The organism is Microbispora cellulosiformans (genome assembly GCF_008728085.1).
In the GTDB taxonomy this organism is placed as follows: domain Bacteria; phylum Actinomycetota; class Actinomycetes; order Streptosporangiales; family Streptosporangiaceae; genus Microbispora; species Microbispora amethystogenes.
Genome location: NZ_VYTZ01000018.1, coordinates 76,594 through 90,053, shown reverse-complemented (window position 1 = coordinate 90,053; position 13,460 = coordinate 76,594). Strand labels below are relative to the sequence as shown.

Below are 13,460 nucleotides of genomic sequence, written 5' to 3'. Positions count from 1 at the left end.
GAGAGGAGTCACGACCGGGGAGGACGCATGCAGCCGGATGAGCCGATCGAGGCGGGCCGGGCCCGCTGGCAGGCGCGGTACGACGCCGCCTTCAAGCGCGACCGCGAGTTCCGGACCCTGTCGGGGCTGGAGGTGGACCCCGTCTACGGCCCGCCCGGCACCGACCCCAGGTTCGGGCGCATCGGCTGGCCGGGGGAGTTCCCCTTCACCCGCGGCCTGTACGCCACCGGCTACCGCGGCCGTCCCTGGACGATCCGGCAGTTCGCCGGGTTCGGCAACGCCCGGCAGACCAACGAGCGCTACAAGATGATCCTCGGCGCCGGGGGCGGCGGCCTGTCGGTGGCGTTCGACATGCCGACGCTGATGGGCCGCGACTCCGACGACCCGCGCTCCCTCGGCGAGGTGGGCCACTGCGGCGTCGCGGTCGACTCCGCCCTCGACATGGACCTGCTGTTCGACGGCATCCCGCTCGGCGACGTGACCACGTCGATGACCATCAGCGGGCCGGCCGTGCCGATCTTCTGCATGTACGTGGTCGCGGCCGAACGGCAGGGCGTGCCGGTGGGGAAGCTCAACGGCACGCTCCAGACGGACATCTTCAAGGAGTACATCGCGCAGAAGGAGTGGCTCTTCGCCCCGGAGCCGCATCTGCGGCTGATCGGCGACCTCATGGAGTTCTGCGCCGCCGAGATCCCCGCGTACAAGCCGCTGTCGGTGTCGGGCTACCACATCCGCGAGGCCGGGTCCACGGCCGCGCAGGAGCTGGCCTTCACGCTCGCCGACGGGTTCGGCTACGTCGAGCTCGGCCTGTCGCGCGGACTCGACGTGGACGTCTTCGCCCCGGGGCTCTCGTTCTTCTTCGACGCGCACATCGACTTCTTCGAGGAGATCGCCAAGTTCCGCGCCGCGCGCCGCATCTGGGCCCGCTGGATGCGCGACGTGTACGGCGCCCGTACGGAGAAGGCGCAGTGGCTGCGCTTCCACACCCAGACGGCCGGGGTGTCGCTGACCGCGCAGCAGCCGGACAACAACATCGTGCGTACCGCCGTCGAGGCGCTGGCGGCCGTGCTCGGCGGCACCAACTCGCTGCACACCAACGCGCTGGACGAGGTGCTCGCGCTGCCGTCGGAGAAGGCCGCCGAGATCGCGCTGCGCACCCAGCAGGTGATCATGGAGGAGACCGAGGTCGTCAACGTGGTCGACCCGCTCGGCGGATCCTGGTACGTGGAGGCGCTGACCGACCGGCTGGAGGCCGAGGCGGAGGAGATCTTCGCCAGGATCCGCGAGATGGGCGGCGGCGGCACGATGACCGCCGGCATCCTGCGGGGCATCGAGGACGGCTGGTTCATGTCGGAGATCGCCGAGTCGGCCTTCGACTACCAGCGCAAGCTGGAGAAGGGCGACAAGCGGATCGTCGGCGTCAACTGCCACACCTCGACGGTGGAGGAGCCGCTGGAGATCCTCCGGATCAGCCACGAGGTCGAGGCCGAGCAGCGCCGGGTGCTCGCCGAGCGGCGCGCGGCGCGCGACCGCAAGGCGGTGGACGCGGCGCTGGCCGCCCTGCGGAGCGCGTCGAGGACGACCGAGAACATGATCGTGCCGATGCTGGAGGCGGCCAGGGCCGAGGCCACCCTGGGCGAGATCTGCGACGTTCTGCGCGAGGAGTGGGGCACCTACTCCGAGCCGGCCGCCTTCTAGACGCTTCCGGCCCGCCTGAGTGCGGCGGCCCGGTCTCAGACGCCCACGGTCCCGTCGACGCCCTCGCGCAGGAAGTCGGCGTGGCCGTTGTGCCGGGCGTACTCGTGCATCATGTGCAGCATCACCAGCCGCAGCGACACCTCCTCGTCCCATCGGGGCTGGTAGGCGGTGACGTCGAGCGACTCGGCCGCCCGCTCGATCCGGCGGGAGTGCTCGACCTCCGCCTGCCAGGCGGCGAACGCCTCCGCGCCGGTGGACCCGCTCGCGTCGTACGCCGCCTGGTAGTCGCCTTCCTCCGACCAGACGAGCGGCACGTCCTCCCCGCCGATCACCCGGCGGAACCATGTGCGCTCGACCTCGGCCATGTGCCTGACCAGGCCGAGCAGCGAGAGCGTCGAAGGCGGCATCGACCTGCGGCGCAGCTCCTCGTCGGACAGGCCCTCGCACTTCAGCGCGAGCGTGGCCCTGTGGTAGTCGAGGAACGCGCGCAGCATCTCCCGCTCGCCGGCGACGCTCGGCGGGCCGATGCGTTCCACTGCCATTTCCTGCTCCCTCCGATGCGGCGGTCGTGCGCCGTTCACCCTATGGCGGGCGCCGGGTCCACCCGATCGCGAGGAAGGCGGCGGGGATGGCACGGATCACGCGGAAGAGTACGGCAGGATTGGGGGTATGGCAGCGGAGTTCTCTCGACCTGGATCGCTCTACGGCGCCGTGGACCTCGGCGCGCGCAAGCAGGCACTCGACGCCCAGGCGCGGCGTGAGGCCGCCGGACCGTCCGGAGCCGCCTCCTCGGCGGCCGTCATCGAGGTGACCTCGGCCACCTTCAACGCCGACGTGGTGGAGCGCTCGCTGAGCGTGCCCGTGATCGTCGAGGCGACGATGCGCCGGGCCGAGCAGGTCCAGCAGTTCAGCGGGGTGATGGACAAGCTGGCCGCCGAGGCGGCGGGCGCGTGGCTGCTGGCCCGCGTCGACGTGGAGGCCGAGCCGCAGCTCGCCCAGGCCCTGCGGATGCGCGCGGTGCCCACCGTCTACCTGGCCTTCCAGGGGCAGCTCATGCCCCTGTTCGAGGGCCCGCTGCCGGAGGCGCAGCTCCGGCAGGCGCTCTCGCAGGTGTTCGAGCAGCTCGGCGTCGAGGCGGGCGCGCCCGCGGACGCGGACGCGGCGGACGAGCCGCCGGTCGACCCCGAGCTTCTGGCGGCGGAGCAGGCCGTGGAGAAGGGCGACCTGGACGCGGCGGCCGCCGCCTACCAGCGCCTGCTGGCCAGGTCGCCCTCGGACGAGGGCGCGAAGATCGGGCTCGCCGGGGTCGGCCTGCTGCGCCGCACCCAGGACCTCGACGAGGCCGACGTGCTCCGGCGGGCCGCGGACGCCTCCGACGACATCGACCTCCAGCTCCAGGCCGCCGACCTCGAAATGGTGAGCGGGCGGGTGGACGAGGCGTACGACCGGCTCATCGGGCTCGTGCGGCGTACGCGCGGCGGCGACAGGGACCGGGTCCGGGTGCACCTGCTCGGGCTGTTCGACGCGCTGCCCGGCGACGACCCCTCGGTCGTACGGTCGCGCAGGGCCCTCGCCAACGCCCTGTTCTGAGAGCCGTTCCGGGAGCCGTTCCGGAGCCCGGCGGGACGGCGTCACGGCGCCGTCCCGTTCTCGCCGCGTGCGGACTTGAGGCGGCGCCGAGCGGCGCCCCGGCCGTGGGCTGAAACACCCGGCCGGAGATGGCACGATGGAAACACTCATGTGCCGCCACGCCGGGGTGCGAGAGCGTGACCGCCACGCGGAGGCCGCGCGTACGCGAGCAGCCGGGCGGGCGCGGCCAGGCACCACCCCGCAAAGGAGCGGATAGACGTGGCCACCGTGCCCAGCGTTTCCTACTCGATCACTGTGCGCCTCGAGGTGCCCGCGGGAGGCAAGGCCGTCAGCCTGCTGACCCACGCGGTGGAGAACGCGGGCGGCGTGGTGACCGCCCTCGACGTGACCAACGCCGGGCACGAGAAACTCCGCATCGACGTGACGTGCGCGGCCAAGGACGCCGACCACGTCCAGGCGATCGTGGACAGCCTCGGCGCGGTCGAGGACGTGGCCATCCACAAGGTCTCCGACCGCACCTTCCTCATGCACCTCGGCGGGAAGATCGAGATGCAGTCCAAGGTCCCCCTGCGCAACCGCGACGAGCTGTCGATGGCCTACACCCCCGGTGTGGCGCGGGTCAGCCTGGCGATCGCGCGCAATCCGGAGGACGCCCGCCGCCTCACCATCAAGCGCAACTCGGTCGCGGTCGTCACCGACGGCTCCGCCGTCCTCGGGCTCGGCAACATCGGCCCCGCCGCCGCGTTGCCGGTGATGGAGGGCAAGGCCGCCCTGTTCAAACGGTTCGCCGGCATCGACGCCTGGCCCATCTGCCTCGACACCCAGGACGTGGACGAGATCGTCGCGGCCGTGCGGGCCATCGCGCCGGGGTTCGGCGGCATCAACCTGGAGGACATCTCCGCGCCGCGCTGTTTCGAGGTCGAGCGGCGGCTGCGCGAACTGCTCGACATCCCGGTCTTCCACGACGACCAGCACGGCACCGCCATCTGCGTGCTCGCCGCGCTGACGAACGCGCTGAAGGTGGTCCGCAAGGAGATCTCCGAGGTGCGGATCGCGATGGCCGGGGCGGGCGCGGCGGGCACCGCGGTGCTGCGCCTGCTGCTGGACGCCGGAGCGCGCAACGTCGTCGTCTGCGACTACCGGGGCGCGGTCCACCTCGGGCGCGACGACCTCGACGACTCGCTCCGGTGGATCGCCGAGCACACCAACGCCGACGGGTACGGCGGCGACCTGCGCGGCGCGGTCAAGGGCGCCGACGTCTTCATCGGCGTCTCCGCCCCCGGGATCCTCACCGGGGACGACGTCGCGGCGATGGCCCGGGACGCCGTGGTGTTCGCGCTGGCCAACCCCGAGCCCGAGGTCTCCCCGGACGACGCCCGCGAGCACGCGGCGGTCGTGGCGACCGGCCGGTCCGACTACCCCAACCAGATCAACAACGTGCTGGCGTTCCCGGGCGTGTTCCGCGGGCTGCTCGACGCGCAGGCGGACGGCGTGACTCCGGAGATGCTGCTCGCGGCGGCCCGCGCGCTGGCCGCGGTGGTGAGCCCCGAGGAACTCGGGCCCAACTACATCATCCCCAGCGTCTTCCACCCCGACGTGGCCAACGCGGTGGCGGCCGCCGTACGGGAGTCGGCCGGGGGCAGGCCGCGCGGCTTCACGGAGGCCTGACCGGCGCCCGGAACCGACGGCGACGCTCCGGTCGCGGTGGGTCACATGCCGCGGCAAACCGGGGGCGACGTACACGAATTCGCATTCCTCCCTCATGATGGGATGTATGGCGGAGGCGATCTACGTCGGCGGTTTGCTTGTGGCGACGCCACTGCTCGACGACCCCAACTTCCGGCGTAGCGTCGTGCTCGTCCTGGAGCACGACGAGGACGGCGGCACCCTGGGCGTGGTGCTCAACCGGCCCAGCGAGATCGCGGTGACCCAGGTCCTGCCCTCGTGGGACCCTCTGGTCACCGGTCCTCCGGTGCTGTTCGAGGGGGGTCCGGTGCAGACGGACAGCGCGCTCGCGCTCGCCGTCGTGCTGAGCGGGGAGGAGCCGCTGGGCTGGCGCCGGCTGCAGGGCAGGGCCGCGGTGTCGCGCCTCGGCACGGTCGACCTCGACGCGCCCCCGGAGATCCTGGCGGGGGAGATCTCCCAGATGCGGATCTTCGCGGGCTACGCGGGCTGGACGGCGGGGCAGCTGGAGAACGAGCTGAAGGAGGGCGCCTGGTACGTCGTCGACTCGGAGCAGGGGGACACCTTCGATCCCGACCCCTCCGCGTTGTGGCGCACCGTCCTGCGCCGGCAGAAGGGCGATCTCGCCCTGGTCGCCACGTTCCCGGACGACCCGATGCTCAACTGAATCACCGGCCTTCTCAGGGCCCGTATGGCGGACGGCCGGGCGCGGTGCGCGCCCGGCCGTGTGCTGGGGATCGCGGTCTCTCAGCTCGCGGTGTCTCAGCTCGCGGTGCAGGTCACCGCGGGCACCGGGTTGGCGCCGTTCCAGGAGCCGAGGAAGCCGAACGACGTGGACGCTCCGGCGCCGAGGCCGCCGTTGTAGCTCACGTTCTTGGCCGTGACCGACGAGCCGCTCGACGTCAGCGTGGCGTTCCACGCCTGGGTGACCGTCTGGCCGTTGGCGTACGTCCAGGTGACGGTCCAGCCGGAGATCGCGCCGGAACCGGCCTTGACGGTGACCTCGGCCTGGAAGCCGCCGCCCCACTGGTTCGTCACCTGGTACGTCGCGGAGCAGCCCCGGCCGTTGCCGCTCGGAGACGCACTGGGGGACGCACTGGGCGACGCACTGGGGGACGCACTGGGGGACGCGGACGGGCTGCGGGGCGGGCTCGGAGACGCGCTGGGCGACGTGCTGGGCGAGCCGGACGGGCTGGCCGACGGGCTCACCGGCGGCTGGCCGCTGTAGATCGTGGCCTCCTTGGCGGTCGGCTTGATGCCGTTCGCGCCGTTGAACAGCCGCTGGCCCCAGGAGGTGAGCTGGTTGACGTTGAAGTTCGTGACCTGGTCCAGATACTCGACGCCGCCGCCGTTGCCGCTCCACGACCAGCCGAGGTAGCCGACGCCCCGCGACTGGGCCTGGGACATGATCGTGTCCTCGTCCGGGTCGCCGTCGGAGTGCATGTTGCCGAACTCGCCGATGACCAGCGGAAGGCCCGCGGTCTGGAACGCCTGCAGATAGTTCGTGATCTCGGCCGCGGTGTCGAAGACGCCGTACATGTGGATCGAGAAGACGGTGTTCTTCTGGGTGTCGCTCGCGAAGACGGAGGCGGCGTTGTCACGCATGACGAACTGCCAGTCCTGGCCCCAGTTCGGCGCGTCCACCATGAGCAGGTGCTGGAAGCCGGCGGCGCGCATCCGGACGATCGCGTTCTTGGTCGCGGTGGTCCAGGCGGACGGGTTGTTGTTGCCGTACGGCTCGTTGCCGATGTTGATGACGACGTAGTTCTCCTGGCCGGTCAGCACGCTCTTCAGGCCTACCCAGTAGTCGACGGCCTGGTCGAGCGTGTACGCCCCGCCCTGCTCGGCGTACCCGGTGGTGTCGTGGTTCTCCAGCACGCAGATTAACCGGTTCTGCTTGCACAGCGAGATGACGTTGGCGACGTCGCTCGCCGTGTTGGCCGTCCAGCGGCCGCCGCTCAGCACGACGCGCACGGTGTTCGCGCCCAGCGACTTGATGTTCGCGAACGAGCTCGTCTGGCTCGCGTACCAGGTGTGCGCGTGGCTGGTGCCGCGCATCACGAAGTTGTTCCCGTTGGCTTCGACGATCTTCGTGCCGCTGACGTGGAGGCCGGTCGCGGCCTGCGCGGTCTGGTTCATCGCGACCACCGACAGCAGGAGGGCGAGCAGTGCCGCGCCCACGGCGATGAGACGTGTTTTCATTCTGTACCTCGGGTGGGGGAGCGACGCCGTTGGGAGCGCCTCCGGCACCATAGGCGGCGCGGCCCGGCACCGTACAGGAGACGGAGCGGCGGGGCCGCCGCGCGGATCCGCCTCAACTGAACCGGTTCGGCAAGATGGGCCACCGGACCAGCGCGATCGTTCCCCGCCACCCTTCACCTGGGCCTCCGCGACCCGATGAAACGTTCACCGGCCCTCGCGCCGATAGGGTCGGCGCGTGCCCGAACCCAGCCGGCTGCCCGAGGACGCCGTGAGAGTCGCCGGTGACGTCCCGGTCGCCCTGGTGGCGCCGGACGCCGGGCTGTCGTCGCTTCCCGCCGCCGTCCGGGGCCCGGAGACGATCGAGCACATCGACCTCGACGGGAACGCGCTCACGTCGCTGCCCGGATGGGTCGCGCGGCTCGGACGCCTGCGCGTCCTGTCGCTCTACGGCAACCGGCTCACGGCCGTCCCGCCGGAGCTGGGAGAGCTGGCCGCCCTCGAACACCTCGGCCTCGGACGCAACGCGCTGACCTCGGTGCCCGCCGCGCTGTGGCGGCTGAGGCGGCTGCGGACGCTCGTCCTCGCCGAGAACGAGATCACCGATCTGCCTCCCGGCCTGGCCCGTCTGGGCGCGTTGCGCATGCTCGACCTGGCGCACAACCGGCTCAGGGAGGTGCCGGCGGAGGTCGGAGATCTCCCCGGCCTGACCGACTACCTCTACCTGGGCGACAACGGGCTCACGACGGTGCCCGCCTCGATCGGACGGCTCGACCGCCTCGGTTATCTCAGCCTCGCCGAGAACCGGCTGACGGCGCTGCCCGCGTCGATCGGCGGCATGGCGGCCCTGCACGAGTTGCGCGCGCACGACAACCGGCTCACGGAGCTGCCGGAGACGATCGGCCGCCTGGCCGGGCTGCGCGAGCTGCACCTCAGGAACAACCGCCTCACCGCGCTGCCCGAGTCGATCGGGGGGCTGCGCGGGCTGCGGCACCTGGACCTGCGGGGCAACCCCCTGGAACGGCTGCCCGAGTCCGTCGTACGGCTGACGCGGCTGACCCACCTCGACCTGCGGGCCACCCGCCTCACCGCGCTGCCCGCCGGGCTGGCGGAGCTGCCCCTGCTGGAGAAGCTCGACCTGCGCTGGCTCAAGCTCGGCGAGGTGCCCGCCTGCGTCGGGCCGCTGCGCGAGCGCGGCTGCGTCGTCCTCCTGTGAGTCTCCCCCTGTGAGGGGCGCTCAGCGCTGAGGAGGAACGGCCCCGGTCGTCCCGGGGCGTACGGGCAGGTCCCAGCCGGGCTGGAGGGAGCGCTCGGCGAGCGTGAGCAGGTCCTCGTACCGCCGTGCCATGTCGCCCAGATCCTCGGTCGGTCCGTTGAGGCAGAGGAGGCCGATGCCGACGAACAGCGACACGACGAACTGCGGCTGGAGGTCGTCGGGCGGGACTCCCATCCGGCGGGCCACCTCGGCGACGAGCCTGCGCTCATTCTCCCGGACCAGCCGCATGCCACCGGCGAGCAGGGACGGAGTGGAGTGGATGAGGCGGCGGGCCTTGAGGATCCTGGTCGTCCCGGCCTCGTCGAGCCCCCGTAGGATGCCCAGCATGGCCCGCATCGACTGACTCAGCGCCGTGAACGGCGGCTCCGACTCCGGGCGGGTGACCAGTTCGGCGAGGAACATGTCCTGTTCCTCGGCGGTCAGCGAGAGCGCCACGTCCTCCTTCGAGGCGAAGTAGCGGAAGAACGTCCTCGCCGACACGTCCACCTCGGCGGCGATCTGCTCGACCGTGGTCGCCTCGTACCCCCTGGTGAGGAAGAGGTCGAGAGCCGCGTCGAACAGAGCGTCCCGGGTGCGTTGCTTCTTACGCTCGCGGAGCCCCACGGCGTCACCTCCTTCGAAAACTGCCGGTAGCAACCCTCAGATGTCACCGTATGTCGGATAAAAGGATTTGTCATCTGTCATCGACTGACATTAAATTGCTAGGGGTCTGCTCAGTGGCGCTAAGGGGGAACCTCGATGACACAAGCCGTATCGGTGGGCGCGGACGCGCCTCCAGGACGGGGCCAGGGACGTCCGTGGCTCACGCTGCTCGCCGTCTCGCTCGGCGTCATCATGGTCATGCTGGACGGCACGGTCGTGGCCATCGCCAACCCCGTGATCCAGGTGGAGCTCAAGGCGACGCTGTCGGACCTGCAATGGGTGACCAGCGGTTATCTGCTCGCCCTCGCGGTCTTCCTGATCACGGCGGGCAAGCTCGGTGACCTCTTCGGGCACAAGCGGGTCTTCCTGGTCGGCGTGGCCGGCTTCGCGCTGACCTCGCTGGCGATCGGCCTGTCGTCCTCGGTGGGCATGCTGATCGCGCTGCGGGTGCTGCAGGGACTGTTCGGCGCGCTGCTCCAGCCCGCCGCGCTCGCGTTGCTCAGGTCGGCGTTCCCCGCCGAGAGGCTGAACATGGCCATGGGCGCGTGGGGCGCGATCATCGGCCTGTCGAGCGCGGGCGGCCCGATCATCGGCGGCCTCCTGGTGGAGAACGTGAGCTGGCAGTCGGTGTTCTTCATCAACGTGCCGGTCGGCGCGGCCGCCCTGGCGTTCGGGCTGTGGGCGCTGAGGGAGAGCAGGGCGCGGGCGCTGTCCAGGGTCGACTGGCTCGGCGTGCTGCTGCTGTCGTTCGCGATGTTCGACCTGGTGTGGGCCATCATCAAGGCGCCCATGTGGGGCTGGGGCGACATCCGCACCCTCGCGTTCCTCGCCGCCGCCGTGCTGATCGGAGCGCTGTTCGTGCTCTGGCAGTCCCGGGCCCGCGAGCCGCTGCTGCCGCTCAGCCTGTTCCGCAACGCGTCGGTCTCGATCGGCACCGTGCTGATGATCCTGATGGCGTTCTCGATGTTCGGCGCGATGTTCTTCCTGACGTTCTTCTTCCAGGGCGTGCACGGGCTCACGCCGCTCGACTCCGGTCTGCGCATGCTGCCCATGAGCGCCGGCATGATCGTCGCCTCTCCCATCGCGGGCGTCCTCATCGGCAAGCTCGGCCCCAGGATCACCATCGCGGGCGGCATGGTGATCAGCGCGGTCGCGATGTTCCTCATGTCGCGGCTCACCGTGGACGCCGCCTTCGCCGACACCGCGATCCCGTTCGTGCTGCTCGCGTTCGGCCTCTCGCCGGTGTTCGTCGGTGCCACCGAGATCATCGTCGGCAACGCGCCGGAGGAGCTGAGCGGCGTCGCCGGCGGCGTGCAGAACTCCGCCATGCAGGTCGGCGGCGCGCTCGGCACCGCCATCCTGGGCGCGATCGTGTCCGCCCGGGTGGCCGACGTGCTGCCCGGCCACCTCGGCCCGGCCGCGGCGGCCGTGCCGCCTGAGCAGATGGGCCTGCTGGAGGCCGCCGCGTCGGTCGGCGCGGCCCCGCCGGGGACCGGCCCCATCGCGAAGGTGCTGGCGGACGCCTCGCACCTGTCCTTCATGGACGGACTTAACCTCGGCTTCCTCGTGAGCACGGCGGTCGCCCTGCTCGCCGCGGGCCTGGCCCTGTTCGTCCGGGCCGGCCGCAAGACCGAGGGAGCCCCGGTCCACCTGGGCTGACGGCACGGCCACCCGTTCCTCGTACGGCCCCCGCCACCACGCGGGGGCCGTACGCGTGTCAAGGCGACCGGTTCGCGGGCCGGGGGGAGCGCGCCCGCTGCAATAGACTTGGTGCTCGTGAGCGGCACGAAGATTCTTCCCGAGAGCGACGTAACACCCCGGCTCTCGCACGGCGACGGTGACCACGAGCGCTTCTCGCACTTCGCCGACAAGAACAAGATCACTGAAAGCTACGTGACCGGTGCGCCGGTGCGGGCCCTGTGCGGCAAGGTCTGGGTGCCCAGCCGCGACCCGAAGAAGTATCCGGTCTGCCCGGAGTGCAAGGAGATCTACGAAGGGCTGCCGAAGGGCGAGCCGCCGAGCGAGTGAGTGTCGGTACGGGATGACCATTCCCCCGACGGCTAACGTCAGCCTTCTGACCAGCCGTATCGGGGGAAAGAATGGTTCGGCGACCGATCGCCGTCGTCCTCGCATGCCTTTACGCGCTGGGCGGCGTCCTCGCCGTCCCGGCGTCCGCCGCCTCTCCGCCGCCCCGTCACGGGGGGACGCGCGGGCCGGTCACGGGCCTCCCGCCGGACCGCCACGCCGCGACCACGACGCGCGGGCCGTCCGCTGCCCGTGTGCCCGCCGCCGCCCGTGGGAGTGCTGCCCGCGTGCCTGCCGCACGTGTGCCTGCTTCCCGGCCGGGTGACTGCCCGGCCCGGCCCGGCGTCGCCCCGCGCCGGGGCTCGAGGGCCGCGCTTCCCCGGGGGCTCACGCACGCGCTGGAGCCGCGCGACCCCGGGCCGGACGAGGTCGCCCGCATGTCGGCCGATCTCGGCCGCAGGCTCCAGGCGGCGGAGGCGAGCGGCGGCGCGGGCCCGGCCCGGCGCGACCCGGGCGCCGTCGAACGGATCACCGTGCCGGTGTGGGTGCACATCGTCAGGGACGGCGCGCTCGGCCTGCCCGACGCCGCCGTGGCCAGGCAGATCGCCGTGCTCAACACCGCCTACTCCGGCGGGTACGGCGGCGCCGACACCGGGGTCAGGTTCGAGCTCGAGGGCGTCACCCACACCGACAACCGCGCCTGGTTCCGCGACCCGCTGGGATTCGAGGAGCCGCTGAAGGAGAAACTGCGGACCGGCGGCCCCGAGACGCTCAACCTGTTCATCGCCCAGATGAGCCGGCTCGTACTCGGATACTCGACCTATCCCTACTGGTACAAGGACGACCCCGGCCTCGACGGGGTGGTCATCGACTGGCGGAGCGTGCCCGGCGGCCCGCTGCGCGACTTCGCCAGGGGCTTCACCGCCGTCCACGAGATCGGCCACTGGCTCGGCCTGCTGCACACCTTCGAGAACGGCTGCGCCTCCTCAGGAGACGCGGTGGACGACACCCCCGCCGAGGCCCGCCCGACCAACGGCTGCCCGCCGCGGAAGGACACCTGTCCCGCGCCGGGGGACGACCCGATGCACAACTTCATGGACTACTCCCAGGACCGGTGCATGCGCGAGTTCACGCCGGGCCAGGCCGTACGGATCAGGCAGATGTGGGACGTCTACCGTCGCCCGGCTCCGCAGGGCGCCGACCCGGAGGCGACGCCGGGCGCTCTCGCCGAGCGGTCCGATGACGAATCCGCTGGGAAGCGTTGACGCGGCGGCGCGTGTGTGAGTAACTCCACAGCAGCGTTCATGGTCACAGGGCTCCGCGGGTGGCCCTGATCGCTTCGTCACTCGCCGGTTCCGTCCCACGCACGCCCGGCCAGGTCGCCCGGGAGGCTTTGTGGATGACGAGTGGACCCGCCGGGTCTGGCCGCCCGCCGAACAGCCCCCGGGACCGGGCGAGGCGGGCCGTGAGACCACCGGCAGGGGCCTCACGCGTCCGTACGGCATCCCGGGAACGGGCGGGGACACGGGTGCGGAGGACGCCGGGAGCGCCTCCGGCCGGCCCCGCACGGCGCGTGGCGCCGGAGGACGCGACCGCACGGCCCCGTACGGCGCGCCGGTCCCCGGACGGGCGACGGCCGAGCCCTCCGTGTGGCCGCTGACGTCGCCCGCCGAGGAGGAGGACGAGCTTCCGCCCGCCGCCCGCCGGTACGGCGCGCCCGCCGCACCGCCCCGGCGCATGCCCCGGTGGTTGTGGCGGCTCCTGGTGGGCGGCCTCGCGCTGGCGTGCTCGGCGGCGGTCATCGGCGCGGTGGTGGTCACGGTCCTGAACCGGGCCGAGCGCGTGCCGCCCACCGTGATCCACGACCAGGTGGCCGGAGTCGCTTACACCCTCCCGCCCGAGTGGCGGGAGGGGGTGGTCGCCCCGGTGAGCGGCTTCACCACCGTCGCCGCGCGCGGGGACAGCGCCACGGTCATGGCACGGCCGGGGGACCCGGTCGATCCGCCCGGCCTCCGCTCGGAGGTCATCGACCTGAGCGATCTCTACGCCCGCCTGCTGCTGCACGGCGACAAGGTCGAGGTGCTCGACGACCGCGCGGTGACCGTCGGCGGGCGGCCGGGCCACACGCGGGCCGTACGGGCCGAGTACAGCGACGTCGTGAACGAGCCCGCCTTCATGCGGGTGACCCTGCTGACCCGGTCCGACGGCGGCAGCACCGTCCTGCTCGGGCTCGCGCATCCCGACCAGCCGCGGTCCCGCGCCGAGATCGAGGGCCTCATGTGGGGCGCCCGCTGACGGCTGTGGCACGTTCCGCCGGGCCTTCTTCGTACGGCGGAGCCGGCACATG

12 protein-coding genes are annotated in these 13,460 nt (G+C 71.9%); 9 read left to right on the top strand and 3 right to left on the bottom strand.

The features are described 5' to 3' along the window. The first annotated feature begins 27 nt into the window (after positions 1-27). Complete coding sequence (locus F5972_RS33035) at positions 28-1,698, top strand: acyl-CoA mutase large subunit family protein (RefSeq protein WP_150939415.1); 1,671 nt, start codon at positions 28-30, stop codon at positions 1,696-1,698. A 35-nt stretch (positions 1,699-1,733) separates the two neighbouring features. On the opposite strand, the gene F5972_RS33030 is transcribed toward F5972_RS33035, so the two are convergent. After that, positions 1,734-2,240, bottom strand: coding sequence for a DinB family protein (locus F5972_RS33030; protein ID WP_150939413.1), 507 nt, complete (start codon positions 2,238-2,240; stop codon positions 1,734-1,736). 127 nt (positions 2,241-2,367) lie between these two features. Between F5972_RS33030 and F5972_RS33025 the strand changes: the two genes are divergently transcribed. From F5972_RS33025 to F5972_RS33015, 3 genes are all read left to right on the top strand, one after another. Continuing rightward, a complete protein-coding gene (locus tag F5972_RS33025; protein WP_150939411.1) occupies positions 2,368-3,288 on the top strand; it encodes a tetratricopeptide repeat protein in 921 nt (306 codons plus the stop codon). 258 nt (positions 3,289-3,546) lie between these two features. Continuing rightward, complete coding sequence (locus F5972_RS33020; RefSeq protein ID WP_150939409.1) at positions 3,547-4,956, top strand: NAD-dependent malic enzyme; 1,410 nt, start codon at positions 3,547-3,549, stop codon at positions 4,954-4,956. Between the two features lie 106 nt (positions 4,957-5,062). Continuing rightward, entirely contained in the window at positions 5,063-5,638 is a 576-nt protein-coding gene (locus F5972_RS33015) for a YqgE/AlgH family protein (protein ID WP_150939407.1), read from the top strand. A gap of 95 nt (positions 5,639-5,733) precedes the next feature. Here the strand turns inward: F5972_RS33015 and F5972_RS33010 are convergent, their stop codons facing one another. Beyond that, a complete protein-coding gene (locus tag F5972_RS33010; protein ID WP_150939405.1) occupies positions 5,734-7,173 on the bottom strand; it encodes a cellulase family glycosylhydrolase in 1,440 nt (479 codons plus the stop codon). Positions 7,174-7,408: 235 nt separating this feature from the next. On the opposite strand from F5972_RS33010, the gene F5972_RS33005 reads away from it, so the two are divergent. Beyond that, positions 7,409-8,386: a leucine-rich repeat domain-containing protein gene (locus F5972_RS33005; RefSeq protein ID WP_225312108.1), complete on the top strand. Its 978-nt coding sequence runs from the start codon at positions 7,409-7,411 to the stop codon at positions 8,384-8,386. Positions 8,387-8,407: 21 nt separating this feature from the next. Here F5972_RS33005 and F5972_RS33000 read toward each other — a convergent pair whose 3' ends face one another. Then, on the bottom strand, positions 8,408-9,049 hold the full coding sequence (locus F5972_RS33000; protein WP_191910432.1) for a TetR family transcriptional regulator: 642 nt from the start codon (positions 9,047-9,049) through the stop codon (positions 8,408-8,410). Positions 9,050-9,184: 135 nt separating this feature from the next. Here F5972_RS33000 and F5972_RS32995 point away from each other — a divergent pair, with 135 nt between their 5' ends. The 4 genes from F5972_RS32995 (at position 9,185) to F5972_RS32980 (ending at position 13,408) form a co-directional block, all read left to right on the top strand. Continuing rightward, positions 9,185-10,747, top strand: a complete 1,563-nt coding sequence (locus tag F5972_RS32995) for a DHA2 family efflux MFS transporter permease subunit (protein WP_150939401.1) — start codon at positions 9,185-9,187, stop codon at positions 10,745-10,747. Positions 10,748-10,864: 117 nt separating this feature from the next. Beyond that, positions 10,865-11,116: a DUF3039 domain-containing protein gene (locus tag F5972_RS32990; protein ID WP_404803095.1), complete on the top strand. Its 252-nt coding sequence runs from the start codon at positions 10,865-10,867 to the stop codon at positions 11,114-11,116. Between the two features lie 284 nt (positions 11,117-11,400). Continuing rightward, positions 11,401-12,378, top strand: a complete 978-nt coding sequence (locus tag F5972_RS32985) for a zinc metalloprotease (RefSeq protein ID WP_225312107.1) — start codon at positions 11,401-11,403, stop codon at positions 12,376-12,378. Between the two features lie 130 nt (positions 12,379-12,508). Then, positions 12,509-13,408 carry a hypothetical protein gene (locus F5972_RS32980; protein WP_150939397.1) on the top strand — a complete coding sequence of 300 codons (900 nt, stop codon included), beginning with the start codon at positions 12,509-12,511 and terminating at the stop codon, positions 13,406-13,408. The last annotated feature ends 52 nt before the right edge of the window (positions 13,409-13,460 follow it).